The following is a 16,525-nucleotide window of genomic DNA, read 5'->3' on the forward strand; positions in this document are numbered from 1 at the left end:
TGAATTATTGATTTCGGTGACTCCTCAGTTGATACGCCCAATGGAAGAAGATGAAGTACCACCTTATCCAGGTCATGAAGTGACAATACCTCATGATAAAGAACTATATAAATATAATATGACCGAAGGGGCTCCCGATAAAGTAGTTTATCAATTGCAGCCTTACGGGCGCGGCGCAGGACAGGGAATCGAAGTGGGGTATCAACCATTCAATCCGGCACCTGCTTCTCCTTATTATCCGCCGATGAATACGGGAACTTATCAAAAAGGCCCTACAACACAGCCCATTCCAAACAGTGGTACATTTCCGAATCAGCCAGGTCCTGCTCGACCACCGAATCCAGTTCGCTCCAATAATCAGTATCAGCCTATTCCTCCACCACCGGCTCCGGGGGTAAGTGGACCTCAGGCTCGGTCTGCGGGACGTCGTGCGAATCAGCCAGAGCAGAATCAACGAGGTCGATTTTCGCAAATGATCAAAGATAAGTTTCAGAACATGACTCCCGGCAGTAATGATAACCAGATCGAACCGACTGGATATGTAGATCCCAGAATGAGATTGGATTCAGCTGAGCCTAAGAAAAGTCGATCAAAATTCCCCTGGAGAGGTCAGGGAAAGTAATACCACGCGTGATGATTGGAATTGGTTCGGACAGATTGAAACCTGTCAGAATCTCATTCGTGAATGAAAAACGAGATACGATGGGTCTTCACTTATGAGGACTACGTATGTTGAAAGTATAAATAAGATAAAACGTCGTTTAAAAAACAATTGAGGGACATGATGGCCCGACTATCAATATTTCATAAACTGATTCTTTCTTCGTCCTGCATGTTGCTGGTTGCAGGTTGCTGTGGCTGGGGCGGTGGAGGGAACTGGGGATTACACAAGCGCTCGTTGGCGATTCCCGAAGTCTATCCACTGGGCAGTGTGAATCGTGCGCATTATCACACGATGGAATCCAATGCGGAAGCTGTTGATTTCATCATCAATCGAAATGAATTTGTCGAGAACAGTGCAGAGCTTACCACCAATGGAAAAGATCACATTCTCGAAATTGGAGCACGGATGAGAAGTGCTCCCTATCCGGTGATCGTCGAACGGAGTGATAATAACTACGCACCCGAGTTAGACGCTTATCGACGACAACTGATTGCCCGGATTTTAACCGATCTGGGAAACCAGGATGCAGATCAGCGTACGATCGTCTCGACTCCCTATGGTCGCTCTTTGAATTCACGTGAAGCCGAAATCGATTACTACCGATTCATTTCCACCCGTGGAGGAATTGGTGGATTCGGCGGCGGCGGCGGCGGCGGCGGCGGTGGCGGCGGCGGTGGCGGCGGTGGTGGCGGTGGTGGCGGATTTGGGTTTTAATAAGACCTGAATCCGCGACAGACCTGGTCTGAGAATTCCAGAAATGAGATGAAAGCCCCACAGAAGTAATTCTCTTGTGGGGTTTTTAAATTCTTATATTATAGTGGTTTAAGTCTATCAGCCTTGTTTGTCCGTGGAGCGATCCACAGCCAAATCGCATCACGTTTTCCTGAGTATCAGGTCTCTGGAATTAGTTTTAAAAATTCGTCTCGACATGATTCGGAATTCGACATAGAATCCTTGCCTTAATCTCAGATAGAATCTTTCTCTCTCAATTATCCCCTCACTCCATCCCTTAAATTTTCATTTTCTTTACTGTCAATCCAGTAAAAGAAGCACGATCGCTGTGTCATCTGTTGCGGGCTAACCTGGTTGTCTGTCCCGTGTATTTCGGATTGCATTTGTGGTGGTCATCACTGTGATTGAAGGCATTGACTCAATAAATTTACAGAACGAAACAAAGCGAACTGCACTCGCTGAACCAAGGTTGATACCCGATGAAAACTCGAATGTTTCAACATATCGTATCTCTCTCTTTGCTCTGCACATTGTTGTGTGGATGCCAGTCTGCTCCTTTTGCGAAGGACTCTCAATCATCAGATAGGCTTGCGCAGAATTCTCCTAAAACAAAAAATGAATCTGCGATGCAGAGAAAACTGAGAGAAGCGATGGCCGATGAGCGAGCAAAAGGGCGTATAGACAGGCTCCAGCGGAACTCTCAGGAAGACTCACCAGCCAGCCTTGCAGAACTTTCGGTACACGCTCAGACACAAAAACAGCTTCCACACAATGTGGAATCGCAAGCTTTGCCTTTAAGTTCGACTCAACAATCGCTCAAGCAGCCCAATCCCAAGTCCGTTCTTCATGAATTGAATCTGGCTTATGATGCGGATCGGTCTGGGAATACCGAGAAAGCACAGGGATATTATCAACGTGTACTTTCTCTTGATCCCAATCACTTTGAAGCATTACATCGTCTGGCAATTCTTGAAGATAAGAAACAGAATTATCCTGCTGCAGAGGCATATTACCTGAGAGCGTTGAAAGTCGATTCTACAAATGCAGATCTGCTAAGTGATATCGGCTATTCCTATATGCTACAGGGTCGCGATGATTACGGTGAAAAATATTTACATGAGGCACTCAAGCACCAGCCTGGCCATGTCCGGTCGCTCGATCATCTGGGATGGTATTACGGACGATCCGGTCAGTATGATCAAGCCTTGGCACTGTTTCGCATGACAAGCGGTGAAGCACAAGCGCAGTTAAAATTTGCGCAATTGTTTCCTGGTGTTGAGCCCAATGCTGTCTTAGCTCAGGGAAATATGTCACAGTATCAAGTTCAGAGGGTTGCCCCGGAGAATACGGTACCGACCATTCAACCTGTGGGCCAGTTTGAGACTGGTTTGAATCAACCGATTCAATATGCTGCAGAATCAGGCAGTCGAGAGCCAACGTCTCCGATGCTGATTCCCTCCGGAAATAATCCAACTCAGCAGATCGCAGAAATGATGGAGCGGGAGCGGGAAAAAGCAATCCAGGCTCGGGGTGAGATTCAACAGTTGCCTTCAATCAGACCGAATCAAGCATTGGCTCAACAGCCAGTGGGGTTTCCAGCTCCGGTCGGAACGATTCAAGAGACACGTCAATTGATGGTTAATCCAGCAGTTCCTCAGGTGACACCAACGGGAACACCACAGATTCAGGCCTGGCCGCCGGTTGGTGATCCGGGAATCGCCCAGGCAGTGGAAGCCTCAAATTATTGGGCATTGAAAGAACAGCAGCAGAATCAAAATCAGACCGCGCGACAATCGCCTCCTACGACCTATCAGCAGCAACAACAATATCAGAATCTTCAGGGGAGACAGCAGTTGTCGCAGGGGCAGAATCAGAGAATGCCAGCGGGAGCTCCTCAACAAAGAAGGGGACAACAGATTCCGCAACAGATGCCCCGACAGATGCAACAGCAGAGGAGATCTGCAAACGTGCCGCAGGCGGGACAACGGATGTATGGAAAACAATATCAGAATCCAGGGCAATTTCCTGATAATCGCATCAATTCCACACAGCCTCGAGTACAACAGTCTAAGCCGTCTTCAGAAAGTTATCAGCAGAATAACCATCAGCAAATGGCACGGGAAGCCGCTAGAACAGGGATGAATCTGGGGCCCGGTCAGATGTTTCCCGTTGAAATGGGTGGCCAAAATAACGCGAATGGTTCCAGTTTGATGAGCGCACAGTTTCCAGCGAACACAAATTTACCTGCTTCCGCTCAGGTAGCAAGACAGAATGTGTATCAGGCAGGCGGGCAAAATATTCGACAGGCACAAGTCGGACTGCCCCTCAACCAACAACAGGCTCCTTCTGGCATCAGACAGGTAGGATATGAATCTCCCAACCAGCAAACTTCCCAGATGAATGGTCTTGATTCCTCTGCACAGAATTGGAATTCAGGAGGGTATCAACGGGGGGCTTCAGCACTGCCTCAGTCCGCGATGTTTTCCAATAATCCAGCAATCGCCCCGGCTAATGTACGTTCTATTCAGTCAAATACCAATCAGCAAATGCCCGAGAATACGCATCAGAATGGGTTGAGTCCCATGGGCAATCAGAGAGCGGTTTTGTCGAACCAGAATGCAAACGGGTCGACATCGTCTCCGATCCAATGGGGATCACAGACACTTGCTTCACCTTCTCGGTTTCCGGTACAGCAAAATCGGTATTGAGCGGACTTCAAAAAGCTAACTGGCCAATAGTTGCTGTTCCAAAGATTCGATAATTTCTTCTGTAGTCCACTCTTGATGTGCGACGTGAATGGAAGAATGGTTTTCAAGCCACTTCCGGACTTGTTTTTCCGCGAACATCACAGTGCTGTGGTTGCGTCCTCCGAAAAAGTCACCAATTTCGCTGTAAGCTGCATGAGTCAATTTTCTTGCCAGAAACATTGCCAGCATACGTGGTTGGCTGATATTTCGGGCTCTGCGGGATGATTTTAAGTCGAGTTCGGAAATTCCAAAGGTGGTACAGACAATCTGCTTGATATCATCCAGTTTGATAATCCGAATACAATCGCGCTCGAGATCGGATAAAATCTGGCGTGTCATTGATGTTGTGATTTTCTGTTTTGTCATGACATGGTAAGTTTGCAGGCAGTTAATTGCCCCTTCCAGTTCGCGTACATTATTCGAAAATCGCCTTGCGACGTATTCCAGTGCCCCCTCGGTGATAAGCGTTTTTAATTTCGATGCACGCTGCCGGGCAATCGCGAGTCGTAGTTCGATTTCGGGCGATTCGATCCGACAAACTAAACCAGAGAGAAAACGTGTGGTTAATTCTTCACTCATTTTCGTCAGCAGTCGTGGATGTCTATCGGATGAGAAGACCATTTGCCGACCGTGGCTCTCCAGATGCTTAATGGTATGTAACAGCTCTTCTTGAAAGATTCGTTTGGATTCAAAAAAATCGATGTCATCAATGATGAGGACATCCACATTTCGAAATCGCTGGCGAAAACCTGGTAGAGATCTTTCCTGTAATGCTTTCGAAAAATAGTTTCCAAATGATTCAGCTGTAAGAAATACGACCTGCAGAGAAGGGTAGAGTTGTCGGGTTTTGCGATAGAATCCTTCGAGGAGGTGAGTTTTGCCGATGCCCACTCCACCGTGGATAAACAGAGGGCTGTAAAGTGCCCCGGGTTGATCACTGGCTTGTAGAGTAGCCGTGTAAGCCAGTTGATTGGAAGTTCCTGTTACAAACGTAGCGAGGTCAGAAAACCGTCTTCCTTTATAGGCCGTTGGTTGCTTTCTATTTTGATTCTGACTGGATTGTCGGCTCTCTGAAATGGGTTTTGTTTCGCAGTTATCAGGTTCTGGAAGAACTGCACTTTTGGCTGTAGTGATTTCAGAGTTTGCTTTTCCTGTTTTGATGTTGCTCACATCTTCCAGCTCGGAAATCACCTCAAACCGGTATTCAGCAGACGGACCAATACAGGCGATGGCCGTTGCTGCTATCTCGGATGAAAACTTTTTTTGCATCCATGTGAGAAAGAAAGGACTGGCGACTCCTATGACAAGGAACGTTCCCTCTCGTTTGAGTTTGACTTTTCCTGCAAACCAGTTCTGGAAGCTGCGTTCACCGACCTGTTGCGCAAGCAATTGTAGAATCGTTTGCGCATCTGATTCAGTTGTCGCAGGCCCCAGTTTGGCTTCCGTTGGTTGCTTTGTTGACGAAGTACAAAGCGCACCCTCCACTGCCAAAGACTTGGGTTGCATCTTGCACCCTCCCCTTGCGCGCAAAATTTCCTGCCACAATACCAGAAAAAGCGAAATCCTGCTTGATCTGTATCGATCATGGTCGTGATATATACGGAAAAGATGCGCTAAAAAGCTCCATTGTTAACAGTGTCGAAAAAGATCTCAGGCATTGGACTTCGACGACACTGCGTAAACTCATTCAGTGATTCCGATACTAGCTTTAATTAGCAAAGAGTCAAACAGAAACAGAGTGGATTTTCTTCAGATTTTTCAGACCGAAATCAAAAGCTGTTTTACCAGCAGAAAACGCCAGATTTGGTGAAAAAAAAGTTGGGGTGAGAAGCATTTGCTTGTTCAAAACATGTCAATTAATATTTGGTTCTTGAATCGGGAAATGTGATCGCAAGTGAGCATGAACGCTTAAAGTGTTTTGTCTCTGAAATCCCATATCTTCATAAATCTTGATGGCATAGGAATTTTTGTGATCGACGGCGAGAATTACTGCAGCTTGACTATGCGATTGTGCTTCTAGCAGTCCGTGTTGAATAAACTCTGAGCCATAGCCTTTTCCCCGCTGTTCAGGCGCTACTCCCATGTAGACCACTTCCCATACATTATCTTCCTGATGTTCAGATAACAGGAGCACCCCCAGATCAGTTTGCTCTTTGTGAAACAGGTACCAGAATTTCTCCTTGGAGTCTCCTGAGCTGCGGTGAGACTCTAAAGATTCCTCAGCAGTTCGTATTTGATTCAGTTCTGGACAGTCATGGGATGATTTATGAGTCAATTCCAGTAAAGCCAGAAACCGCTGACGGTTTTGACGTTCATCAAATTTGATCCATTCTAAAGGTGCCTCATCCAGTGATGCTGATTGGTTTATCGCGGTTAGTGGATGTCTCATGAATATCAGGTTGGTCAGGTGTGGGAAACCGTTCTGGCTAAGTAATCTTCGCTGCTTCATTAGTCCCGGATCCAGGAGTGCTTGACCGATACTGACTTCTGAATGCTCGATTCGTTTCACCATCTCCTGCAAAAGTGCTTCGGCGCAATCGTCGCGTTTGGTAAAGGGGGGCCAAATAAAAGCAGTCGCTGTATCTGTAAATACCAGAATTCCTACCCCGATCAGAGTACCTGATTCTCTGGCAATCAAAATTTGATTTTGATCAACTTTACCACTTGTAATCGAATCGAGAAATTCCTGAATCTGTGTCTCTCGTTCTGCTATTGCGGTATCCGCAAAGATGAATGCGGAAACTTCTGATAGTTCGGCTGTGATTGCAGAAGCGACTATGATTGACATTAATAAATTTCATTTCGCAGGTCAGATGAGTGGCTTTCCATTATCGCCGTGCGGCGTACTTAAGCTGTATCATAAAAAAAAGGCTGGTCGATTGACCAGCCTTAGTTTGGATTGGAGAGAATATCTTAAAATTTAACAGAATGTAAGTGTGATGGATTAGCGACATCGTGTTTTAAGCGGGGCAAATTGTATCCATACGGGTTACTTTCGAGTTCTTGTAACCTGTCAGAAGACTCCCATGGATTATTCGTAGAGGGACTCGCTTTAACTCGATCCAGGCCATAGGGACCAATTGGTCGAACCGGACCATAAGAACCCGATGAAGGTGGAAAAACTGGTTGCTCAGTCTGTGGAGAATTTGTGACCAGCATTAAAGCCAGGCAACAAGCGACCGTTGTCAGTGTCGGTAGCAGAAAATTGAACTGAGTGGGACGGTTTTTACGGCGACGCGCTGCAATTTTTGCAGAGACCTGAGGCCAGACGCTATCCTGCAAAGAGGGCACGGGGACGTTGTCAAACTGATTCTGGAGCGCATCATAGCTTTTCTGCAGCTCCTCATATTCAGAACGACAGAGATTACAGCTTTTGAGTTGTTTTTCCAAAAGGACCAGTTCGGCATCAGATAAGTCGTTGCCAACGGCCAGCGCAACTCGTGATTTTAAACCGTTGCATTTCGTGCAATACATGTCTTTATGATTCCTTGTTCGACATGGAGTTTTCAGCGTTTTGTCTGTTCGACCATAATTTTTGAAAACGATTTCTTGCTTCCGCTAATCGCCAGCGGATCGTTGCTTCTTTTCGATCCAGAATAGCGGCAATTTCAGAAGTAGAAAAATTTTCCAGATCTCTCAGAACGAGCACTGTACGGTATTTTTCAGGAATTTCTTCCAGAATCGCCTGTACTTCCTGATTAATATCGAGTTTATTCCTTGGATCCGGAACGGCCGGGTCAAAGGGGGTATCAGAAGGACTTTCGCTAAACAATAACCACCAGCCTCTTCTTTTTTGTTTTCGAAGATGATCCAGCGCCTGATTGACTCCAATGCGAAATAACCACGGCCCAAAACGCCGGGATGTATCGAACTGGTCAAGCCTTTCATAGCTTTTCAGGAAAGTATCCTGTGCCAGATCTTCTGCTAATTCGGGACTTTTAACAAATTGAATGATGACACGAATCAGTCGTCTTTCATATCGAAGGACTAACTCCCCGAATGCGCTATCATCCCCTTTACGAGCGGCTTCTACCAGACGGGCATCACTAATCACCCCCCCTGATTGAACAGACTCTGTTTCCTCTATTTTTTTATCGACCATTTTCAACGGCATGTCTACCTCCCCTCTTCCGCGTTAACTGACACGCTATGTATTTAATACGTAGAAGAGGGAGGAAATGATGGGAAAAATAAATAGATTCTGAAGTGGAATCCAAAATTAATCATTCTCAATTCTCAGCCTATTAATTATAGCTGGTTATACACAGCTTTTGGGATGATTTGAAAAGCAAAACAGGGAATTTCTTAAGTAGTTGTTAAATATCAATTTAAAGCAATACTTAATAGACGGAGTCGTGTCTTTTTCATAACAAGAAGTGTTCTTGTGAATACGTTGGTTGATTTAGAATCTCACACTTATGCAGAATTTGTCAATTAAGACGGGAATCAGCCACGGGAGTATTTAGTCATAATCGAGGAGAGAAATTTCTCAGATATTATTTTTCTCGGTGACCTGAGTAGAGAAGCGGATCGATCAGGACTGGATTTTGTTTCTGCATTACATTTGTAACGGGATTTGTTATTCTGGTTTGATGATGGTTGAGATTTGAGCCTGTCAATTACATTAGGCCTGAATGGGAGAGGGTACAGAGATGAATGACTGGAAACTAATGAGTGGTTTGATAAGTATCATAATACTGATGACAGGCTGCGCAAAGGAAAAGACGTCCCCTTCTGATACCTCACCGACTGCTTCTAAAAATGCAAATTCTAAGGATGCTGAAATGAATACCGGAAACGAATTTCAATTGGCAGTTCAAAGCGAACCTTATGGAACGACCGCCGATGGTCAAGAGATTAATCAGTTTCTACTTTCCAATGACAAAGGAATGAGCGTCAACATCATTAATTTTGGCGCAATAGTCACCGCCGTCTATCTGCCAGATCGCGCGGGGAAATCGGAGAACATCACGCTGGGTTTTAATTCATTGGCCGAATATGAGAAAAAAGGCCCTTATTTTGGCGCGATCTGCGGGCGTTATGCAAATCGGATTGCAGAGGGAAAATTTTCGCTCGACGGAAAAGAATATCAACTGGCGCAAAATAATCCTCCCAGTCATTTACATGGTGGTGAGCAGGGATTTGACAAAAAAGTCTGGGCTGCAGAAAGTTTTTCAGAAAAAAACGAAGTAGGAGTACGATTAAATTATGTCAGTCCGGACGGCGAAGAAGGGTATCCGGGAAAATTGACCTTGAGGGTAGTCTATACACTTAACAACGAAAATGAATTGAAGATTGATTATACAGCGACCAGTGATCAGGCAACGCCGATCAATGTCACGAACCATTGTTATTGGAATCTGGCAGGTACAGGCGATGTACTGGACCATGAGATTGTATTGAATTGCGATCGTTATCTTCCCGTTGCAGGGCATGCGATTCCTACTGGAGAACTGGCAGCCGTCAAAGAGACGCCGATGGATTTTACTTCTGCTCATAAAATCGGTGAAAGAATAGCGCAGGTGGAAGGGGGCTATGATCATTGCTGGGTTGTCAATTCAGCGGAGAAACAACCCGCCTTCTGCGCACGTGTGAAAGATCCTCAATCCGGACGTATTATGGAAATCTCGACGACCGAGCCCGGAGTCCAGTTCTATACGGGGAATTTTCTTGATGGGACTGAAGCGAGTGGGGGATACAAAAAACATGGCGGTTTCTGTCTGGAAACACAACATTTTCCAAACTCACCAAATCGACCAGAATTTCCAAATACGATTCTAAAACCGGGAAAAGTCTATGAGCAGACTACCATCCATAAATTTTCGGTTGAATAACGAGCGGTAAAAAGATGTGGCATTCCTGAATTTGAATGGGAGACTCTCAATGATTTTATACGGTTTCCCTGTTGAGAAGAGAAACACTCTGCGAGTGTCTTTTCTGAAGGGGCTTTTCTACTGTCTGTTTTTGGCTCTGGTTCCATTCCAATCTGTTCGCGCAGATCATCAACCCGAAGTTGAAGAAGTGGAAGGGCAGCCGCTGGCAGCCAACGTAATACGGCTCATCAAGGCTCTCAATTATCTAGGTTCTCCACTTCCTGAATCACTGACTCAAAAATTAAAAGCTGCCTGTGATCGGCGCGATGCGAAAGCGATTCAGAAATTAATCGATTCTGAAGTGTTGTGTGTAGTATCTCTCAATCCCGAAGTGCGTACCAAAGTGGCTCGTGGACCTGCTCAAGCGATTTTGCAGCAGGGAGGTTTTACTCCTTTTATTATCAAGGTCAGCAATCATAGTACAGTCACGCGGCAGTTACACATTTCCAGTCCCCAGGCAGGTGCCGTTTATTCTGGTGCTGCATTAAACAGCTTGAAACGGCAGGCACAAACTGAATTAAATCAGAATGAAAATAAGAAAAATGCGACTGATCGTTTTCTGGCAGTCGAAATGTTTCAAGCGAGTCCCATGACGATCAAGCTCAGTGGCCTGCACGTAGAATATGCTCTGGCATTAATCTACAGTCACGAATCCGGAAAACGCGAAGCGACTCTAGGGTTTGATGTAGGTGCGGGAACACAGGATATTGGCTTTCGTGGCGAAGTTCCTATTTTATTCAATGTTCAACCGGCAGTTCCTGTAAAGCTTTCAATCAAAGATTTTGACGGTAAACCTTCGGCAGCGCGTCTGATCTTTCGTGATCATCAAGGCCGGGTATTTCCCCTGCAGGCAAAGCGACTGGCTCCCGATTTCTTTTTTCAACCACAAATTTATCGTCTGGATGGAGACACGGTGCTACTTCCTTCCGGCAAATTACAAATGGAATACAGTCGCGGGCCCGAGTATCAGAGATTAACAGAAAATGTGATGATCTCAGCAGCTACTGCTCAAACCATTGAAGTGGAATTAAAGCGTTGGGTAAATCCCCAAGAGTTCGGCTTTTATTCCGGCGATCACCACATTCATGCAGCCGGCTGTGCGCACTATGATAATCCTACCAAGGGAGTCACACCCCGTGATATGTTCAATCAGGTGAAGGGGGAAGGCCTGAATGTAGGGTGCGTTTTAACCTGGGGGCCCTGTTTTGAGGCGCAGCGTCAGTTCTTTACTTCTACCGCAGATCGGGTCAGCGAACCTCTGACCGTCCTGAAATATGATTTGGAAATCAGCGGATTTGGTTCAGCCGCTTTGGGGCATGTTTGTCTGTTAAACCTTCAGAACCAAACGTATCCCGGCACATTGGGGACCACCAAAGGATGGCCTACATGGACCGTACCTGTCATGCGCTGGTGTCAGAAGCAGGGGGGGGTAACAGGATATCCTCACTCGGCATTAAGAGTCAATCCTCCCCAGGCTGCAAAGCGACTGCTATTGAACCTCGATCAAAATGAGTCGAAAACATTGAGTTCCAAAGAAGCAGCTCGGGGATTGTTACCTGAATCATTCGAAATTATTGATGGTGATGGTAATTCCGAATTGAGCATAGGAGAGTTAACGCTCGCATTAGAACAGGCGGCTGATGCATTGCCGAATCTGGCAGTACCGGAGATGAATGGAGGTGGTGCAATGGAGGTTTGTGTGAGCACTGCTGAAGGCGTTTGTGATTTTATCAGTGCGATGGATACGGAACGCATCCCGGAATTGAACACCTGGTATCACATCATGAATTGTGGATATCCATTGAAGGTCAGTGGTGAAACCGATTTTCCCTGTATGAGTAGCCGACGTGTCGGGCAGGGAAGAGTTTATGTGCAACTGGGTGAGGTTAATGAACTCGACTTCAGTCAATGGTGCCTGGGAATCAAACAGGGTCGTTCTTATGTCTCTGATGGTTTTGCGCATGCACTTCAATTTCAAGTGAATGGTCAGTCTCCGGGATTTAAAGAGATATCCCTGAGCGAGCCGGGGGCCGTGGAAATAAAAGCCAGTGTTTCTTTTTCAGCAGAAACTCCCAAAGCGGTTGCTTATGGATTATTGGATCCTCCTGAAGGTCCTCGCGCATCGGGAGATACACGCATTCTGCATGCACCTCGAAACGCAGATTATGTAATCGGCGGACAAAGAGTAGTAGAGATTGTGCAAAATGGTCGGGTTGTTGCAAAGCAATCTGTTCCCGCTGATGGAAAAAATCATCAACTTACATTTACAGTTCCTGTAAAGCACAGTAGCTGGATTGCCTTACGACAGTTTCCACAACTACATACGAATCCTGTGAATGTGATTGTGAATCAAAGGCCGATTCGTGCTTCGCGCGAGAGTGCACTCTGGTGTGCCGAAACGATAAAACTACTCTGGAAAAATCGACACAAAATCATTGGCGCACATGAAAGAATAGAAGCAGAGAGAACTTACCAACGTGCCATTCGTGCTTATCTCCAGCGAGCTGAAGAAGCTGCAGAACGCAATTAATAACATTAGTTCTGATTTTTATCGCGCGGGATGACAATCAGCTGGCGCTGTTCCCGGGATCGCTGTCGATATTTTTTACCAATTACCAACAGAAATACAAATAGAGCAATTGCGGCGAAAGGAGCCAGGTGAATTGGCTCTGTCAGATAGTGCAGAATCCCATTTGGATTGATGGCCTCTGTTGATCCATGTCCCGAATGTGCAAAAAGCTGTGGCGAACTGAGCAAAGTGAACAGGATCACCAGAGTGAGTTTGAATCGATTCATATCTGAAAGTCTTTCTGAAGTCAAAATTGGCAAGCAATGGAATAACCTCTGCCGGGCCACTCATCTTAGATGAAATATCTCTCAAACTCAAGAGTCTTCAAAGAGAGTCTTTATTGTGCTTTGATTTGGCGTGTTAATTCCTCGATGCCGTCAGAGTAGACATCTAGAACATGGGCGCGTTCATGCTCATCAGCAAAGAGAAATCGTTTTGCGATTTTGTCCCGATTTTGCTTCATCTCAGCCAGCAATGCCTGCGCCTGATTCATATCAAACAGGGACTTACATTCCCATTCCAGATATACCGGACTGGTATGCGAAAACAATTCACGACCATATTCATTAAGCGGTGTTTTCTGTTGTCGTTTTGGGTCCGGGGGGACGGAGGGAGAGGGGGTTCGTAAGGCAATCCAGCCGGGTTGGTTTATTTTCAATTTGAATTCAAATTTTGCTTCGAAATGATTCTCTACCGGAGAGGTTTTCTGAGTTCTGATCACCTTCCCATTATGAATTAATTCCAAACGTTCAAAATCAAGACGTCCTTTTCCGGTAGCGCGGATGGTGATTTGGTGCTTTTCTTTCGAAAGTTCTAATTGGTCGCCGATCGTTTTGTTATTTATTTGAAGATCCAGCAACGGTCCATTTGTAATAAAAGTTTGTCCCGCTTTCAGGTGTTCCAGCCAGGTGGTTACTGATAAGGGTGGTTTCATAGCCGCATATACACGTGAAAAGTCATACTGAAACCAATCGGTACCGGTCGAAAAAGGAATTTTGTAACCGGCATTTAGATATTGGTAGAAACTATTCTCATAAGAGCTGCGCGTTCCGCCATCAAAAATATTCAAGGCATGTACGTTGCCTTGGATAACGTTAGGAGTGCATTCCATTCCCCAGGCATTATGGCACCAGAGGACAGTAGCCTGATCTCTGAGGGCAGTATTGATTCCCCGCGCCAACGGAATTCCATCAGTGCCCTGTTTCATGATGCCGGGACCAATACTGACAGGTTGAATCAGCTTTTTGATATTGAGCAACATCACATGGCCATAACCTTCGTCGTATCCTGAACTGTTATGTCGATGTTCTTCTCCCCATCCAAATAAGATCCCGGATTCCCTGGATAAAGATTTCAAATCTGACTTTGAGTAACGATTCGTAATGTATTCTTTATCTGCGATCGCGCGTTCCAGGTGTGATATGAATACCAGATCAAGTCGGTCTGCGGCAGGAATCTGTTTCAAATACTGATTACATTCCACTCGATTGAGTTTCATGATATGCAGATGAGTGTTGGCTGTTTTGTAGTTTGAGCTTAGGTTGGAAAAACGTTTCAAAACGAGCGTAATGTCATGAGTTGATTTGTTAGTGAAATCGATTGTTTTCTGTGTGCGCTCTGTTTCCAGTCCGGAAATCGTTTGTAAGGTTAACCTGGTTTGGGGGAGTTGAATTTGAACTTCCTGTGGAATCACAGACCAGCTGTGAATACCCTTTTGTTCCGATTTTGGACTGGCTTTCACTCCTTTTCCACGGTTCAGTAAATTTGGAATGGGTATTGGTAATCCCTGATCATCCAGAATACGTAGCAGGCCGGGAACGATGTTTTTGTTTCCATTCTTGTCGATTTCTACCAGGCGCAATGTCACGTTGCAGCGAGGCTGCTTTGACTGGTTGGGAGTCTTCTGTTTTGTTTTTAAAGGTTTCTGTAACAAAGCCAGATCGGCAGAAGCCGATTGATAGAGTAATGTCAGACAGAGTATCGAAAACAACAAACAGATTAACCAGACATTCAGTTTGTTTATTCTGGCCATGTGCATCACGATATCCCTTTGGTGCATGGTAAAGCGAAAGAATAACCGTTGGTTTCTTTCAGGTTAACCACCTCTCTGCTTGCTGCAAAGTCTGTTGGCATAGAAGTGGAATAAAAAACGACCAACCGTATTTGATAGGATTGGTCGTCTTTCATCGTATTTTCAATGGGCACGTGACCAGCACATGAGGCTGTATGATGGGAAATTATTCAAAGTTCGTGATTTCTCCGCCTCTGATACTTGAGAGAGACTGGTAGACTCCGTGATCTATGTTCTCGGAAATAAAACGAACGCGGCCATCACCAAAGAGAAACTGTGCACCGCCGACATGGTGACTACTGAAATCATCGAAGTGAGATGCAAAATAGTTGGGGACATGGTCGGTTGCTCCCAGCACACGGGCAAATGTTTCTTCTCCCTCTGGAACCGCTCCGACCCAGGTAGAATACCATCCCTGATTCGCGTCGGTCTTTCGTTCACCCACAAACAGAGTTTGAGAGAGTCCGTCAGTAATATCGCGGAATCGGGTATTACTGTTTTGATAAAAGAGCCCCGTGCTTTTGCAGGAAGATCCCGCGGGGACTGTTTCGCAGGAATCCAATTCATCGCTACCAAATACTCCGATGTAATTGGCAACTGCGAGCTCAGCCAGGATGTTTCCCGGGTTTCCTTCCTCAGCAAGTTCAAACGTATTCGGAGCTGGGTCAGAGGGGCAGCGAGTTGACGGAAGAATTACATTGACGATCCCGCTCGTCTGATTGACATTATTAATATCAAGGCTGAAGTCGATTTTATTATATAAATTGGATTGATCGAGGTAGGGAAGAACCATTGTATTCCAACCCCAACCACTGCCAAATTCAACATTGGCGCCTACGCCGGGTTCAACACCGATCCAACCGGGAGGTAAGATGGAGTGCGTTTCGTGATAGTTATGAAGGGCCAAACCGATTTGTTTTAAATTGTTCTTACAAGTACTGCGGCGGGCTGCTTCACGTGCCTGTTGAACGGCTGGTAAAAGTAAGGCGATCAGAATGGCAATAATCGCGATCACAACCAAAAGCTCGATCAAGGTGAAACCACGTCGGGGAGTATTGAATCTTTTCATTTCCAAGACACCTGTTAGATAAAGTATAGAAAAAAAGAATAGCAAATTAGTGCAACAATACAATCATTATTGCAAAACGTTTGCGTGAGTCAATGTCTAATGCAAGTAATTTGCAATTACTCCTGTTGTGCGTGAGCAGTTTTGATCTGCTTTACTATTCTTACGTTAGAATTGCAGAAGCGCTTTGGTATCTTCATACGGTTTTATAGATGAGCCAGAGTGAACTCGGATTTATCTGTTTTTTAGGGAATGTTTGGGAAAATCCAGCCGTAATACTTTGTACGACATTCGCTGATTCAATTTGAAAGAATAGTGTAATTACGTTTAATTCAGAATTGCGGTCAATAAGATCGATGTCAACAACGAATTTTCAGGTCACGAAGTTCCGCTGGATCATGGCGGATTTTCATTTGATACGTCCGTGGTTATCATGGCTTTTAATGGATTCAAACCTTTCAGCCCTTTCGCCCATTTATGAGTTTCGATGACCGATTTTTCGCTTTCCGATTCCTATGCTTACTGTCAGCAACTGGCAAAAAAGACGGCGAGAAACTTCTATTATTCCTTTCTGGGATTACGCAAAGAGCAGTTTCAGGCCATGTGCGTGTTATACGCTTACATGAGAACTGTCGATGACCTGGGTGATCAAACACAATGTTTCACTGATGAACGTGTCGAATCTCTCAAACAGTGGCGAATGGAACTGCAAAACGTTTTGCAGTGCAAACAAATCCCGAAAGATCAAATCTACGATCCCTGTTTCCCGGCATTGCTGGATGTGATTCAACGTTACGAGATTC

Annotated in this window: 12 protein-coding genes and 1 pseudogene; 6 read left to right on the plus strand and 7 right to left on the minus strand. The window is 45.4% G+C overall.

Going from position 1 to position 16,525, the window contains the following annotated elements; all coding sequences use genetic code 11:
- From Q0668_RS05355 to Q0668_RS05365, 3 genes and pseudogenes are all read left to right on the plus strand, one after another.
- Positions 1-622 (plus strand): annotated as a pseudogene (locus Q0668_RS05355) (type II and III secretion system protein); the annotation flags it as partial.
- A gap of 159 nt (positions 623-781) precedes the next feature.
- Positions 782-1,378: a hypothetical protein gene (locus Q0668_RS05360; RefSeq protein WP_298860946.1), complete on the plus strand. Its 597-nt coding sequence runs from the start codon at positions 782-784 to the stop codon at positions 1,376-1,378.
- Positions 1,379-2,022: 644 nt separating this feature from the next.
- The gene (locus Q0668_RS05365) at positions 2,023-4,104 is read left to right on the plus strand and encodes a tetratricopeptide repeat protein (protein ID WP_298860949.1); all 2,082 of its coding nucleotides are present in this window, start codon (positions 2,023-2,025) and stop codon (positions 4,102-4,104) included.
- Positions 4,105-4,119: 15 nt separating this feature from the next.
- Here Q0668_RS05365 and dnaA read toward each other — a convergent pair whose 3' ends face one another.
- The 4 genes from dnaA to Q0668_RS05385 form a co-directional block, all read right to left on the minus strand.
- Positions 4,120-5,649: a chromosomal replication initiator protein DnaA gene (gene dnaA / locus Q0668_RS05370; RefSeq protein WP_298860952.1), complete on the minus strand. Its 1,530-nt coding sequence runs from the start codon at positions 5,647-5,649 to the stop codon at positions 4,120-4,122.
- A 346-nt stretch (positions 5,650-5,995) separates the two neighbouring features.
- Complete coding sequence (locus Q0668_RS05375) at positions 5,996-6,931, minus strand: GNAT family N-acetyltransferase (protein ID WP_298860955.1); 936 nt, start codon at positions 6,929-6,931, stop codon at positions 5,996-5,998.
- 125 nt (positions 6,932-7,056) lie between these two features.
- A complete protein-coding gene (locus Q0668_RS05380; protein WP_298860958.1) occupies positions 7,057-7,617 on the minus strand; it encodes a hypothetical protein in 561 nt (186 codons plus the stop codon).
- A 4-nt stretch (positions 7,618-7,621) separates the two neighbouring features.
- Complete coding sequence (locus Q0668_RS05385) at positions 7,622-8,257, minus strand: RNA polymerase sigma factor (RefSeq protein ID WP_298860961.1); 636 nt, start codon at positions 8,255-8,257, stop codon at positions 7,622-7,624.
- A gap of 670 nt (positions 8,258-8,927) precedes the next feature.
- On the opposite strand from Q0668_RS05385, the gene Q0668_RS05390 reads away from it, so the two are divergent.
- Both Q0668_RS05390 and Q0668_RS05395 read left to right on the plus strand, forming a co-directional pair.
- On the plus strand, positions 8,928-9,977 hold the full coding sequence (locus tag Q0668_RS05390; protein WP_298860963.1) for an aldose epimerase family protein: 1,050 nt from the start codon (positions 8,928-8,930) through the stop codon (positions 9,975-9,977).
- 94 nt (positions 9,978-10,071) lie between these two features.
- Positions 10,072-12,546 (plus strand): CehA/McbA family metallohydrolase, encoded by a 2,475-nt coding sequence (locus Q0668_RS05395; protein ID WP_298860966.1) that lies wholly within the window; start codon positions 10,072-10,074, stop codon positions 12,544-12,546.
- Between the two features lie 5 nt (positions 12,547-12,551).
- On the opposite strand, the gene Q0668_RS05400 is transcribed toward Q0668_RS05395, so the two are convergent.
- The 3 genes from Q0668_RS05400 to Q0668_RS05410 all read right to left on the minus strand — a co-directional run bounded on the left by Q0668_RS05400 (position 12,552) and on the right by Q0668_RS05410 (position 15,725).
- Positions 12,552-12,812 carry a hypothetical protein gene (locus Q0668_RS05400; RefSeq protein WP_298860969.1) on the minus strand — a complete coding sequence of 87 codons (261 nt, stop codon included), beginning with the start codon at positions 12,810-12,812 and terminating at the stop codon, positions 12,552-12,554.
- A gap of 110 nt (positions 12,813-12,922) precedes the next feature.
- Entirely contained in the window at positions 12,923-14,617 is a 1,695-nt protein-coding gene (locus Q0668_RS05405) for a CehA/McbA family metallohydrolase (protein ID WP_298860972.1), read from the minus strand.
- Positions 14,618-14,822: 205 nt separating this feature from the next.
- Complete coding sequence (locus Q0668_RS05410; RefSeq protein ID WP_298860975.1) at positions 14,823-15,725, minus strand: DUF1559 domain-containing protein; 903 nt, start codon at positions 15,723-15,725, stop codon at positions 14,823-14,825.
- A 484-nt stretch (positions 15,726-16,209) separates the two neighbouring features.
- Here Q0668_RS05410 and Q0668_RS05415 point away from each other — a divergent pair.
- The coding region (locus Q0668_RS05415; RefSeq protein WP_298860977.1) for a squalene/phytoene synthase family protein at positions 16,210-16,525 on the plus strand (316 nt) is incomplete at its 3' end.

The sequence above is a fragment of the uncultured Gimesia sp. genome (genome assembly GCF_937910335.1).
GTDB lineage: Bacteria > Planctomycetota > Planctomycetia > Planctomycetales > Planctomycetaceae > Gimesia.

Bases quoted from the DNA above. Each gene is read 5' to 3' on its own strand.
- Q0668_RS05360 (WP_298860946.1), top strand. From the start codon at position 782: ATGATGGCCCGACTATCAATATTTCATAAACTGATTCTTTCTTCGTCC.
- Q0668_RS05405 (WP_298860972.1), bottom strand. From the start codon at position 14,617: ATGGCCAGAATAAACAAACTGAATGTCTGGTTAATCTGTTTGTTGTTT.
- Q0668_RS05390 (WP_298860963.1), top strand. From the start codon at position 8,928: ATGAATACCGGAAACGAATTTCAATTGGCAGTTCAAAGCGAACCTTAT.
- Q0668_RS05385 (WP_298860961.1), bottom strand. From the start codon at position 8,257: ATGCCGTTGAAAATGGTCGATAAAAAAATAGAGGAAACAGAGTCTGTT.
- Q0668_RS05375 (WP_298860955.1), bottom strand. From the start codon at position 6,931: ATGTCAATCATAGTCGCTTCTGCAATCACAGCCGAACTATCAGAAGTT.
- Q0668_RS05400 (WP_298860969.1), bottom strand. From the start codon at position 12,812: ATGAATCGATTCAAACTCACTCTGGTGATCCTGTTCACTTTGCTCAGT.
- Q0668_RS05410 (WP_298860975.1), bottom strand. From the start codon at position 15,725: ATGAAAAGATTCAATACTCCCCGACGTGGTTTCACCTTGATCGAGCTT.
- dnaA (WP_298860952.1), bottom strand. From the start codon at position 5,649: ATGCAACCCAAGTCTTTGGCAGTGGAGGGTGCGCTTTGTACTTCGTCA.
- Q0668_RS05380 (WP_298860958.1), bottom strand. From the start codon at position 7,617: ATGTATTGCACGAAATGCAACGGTTTAAAATCACGAGTTGCGCTGGCC.
- Q0668_RS05365 (WP_298860949.1), top strand. From the start codon at position 2,023: ATGCAGAGAAAACTGAGAGAAGCGATGGCCGATGAGCGAGCAAAAGGG.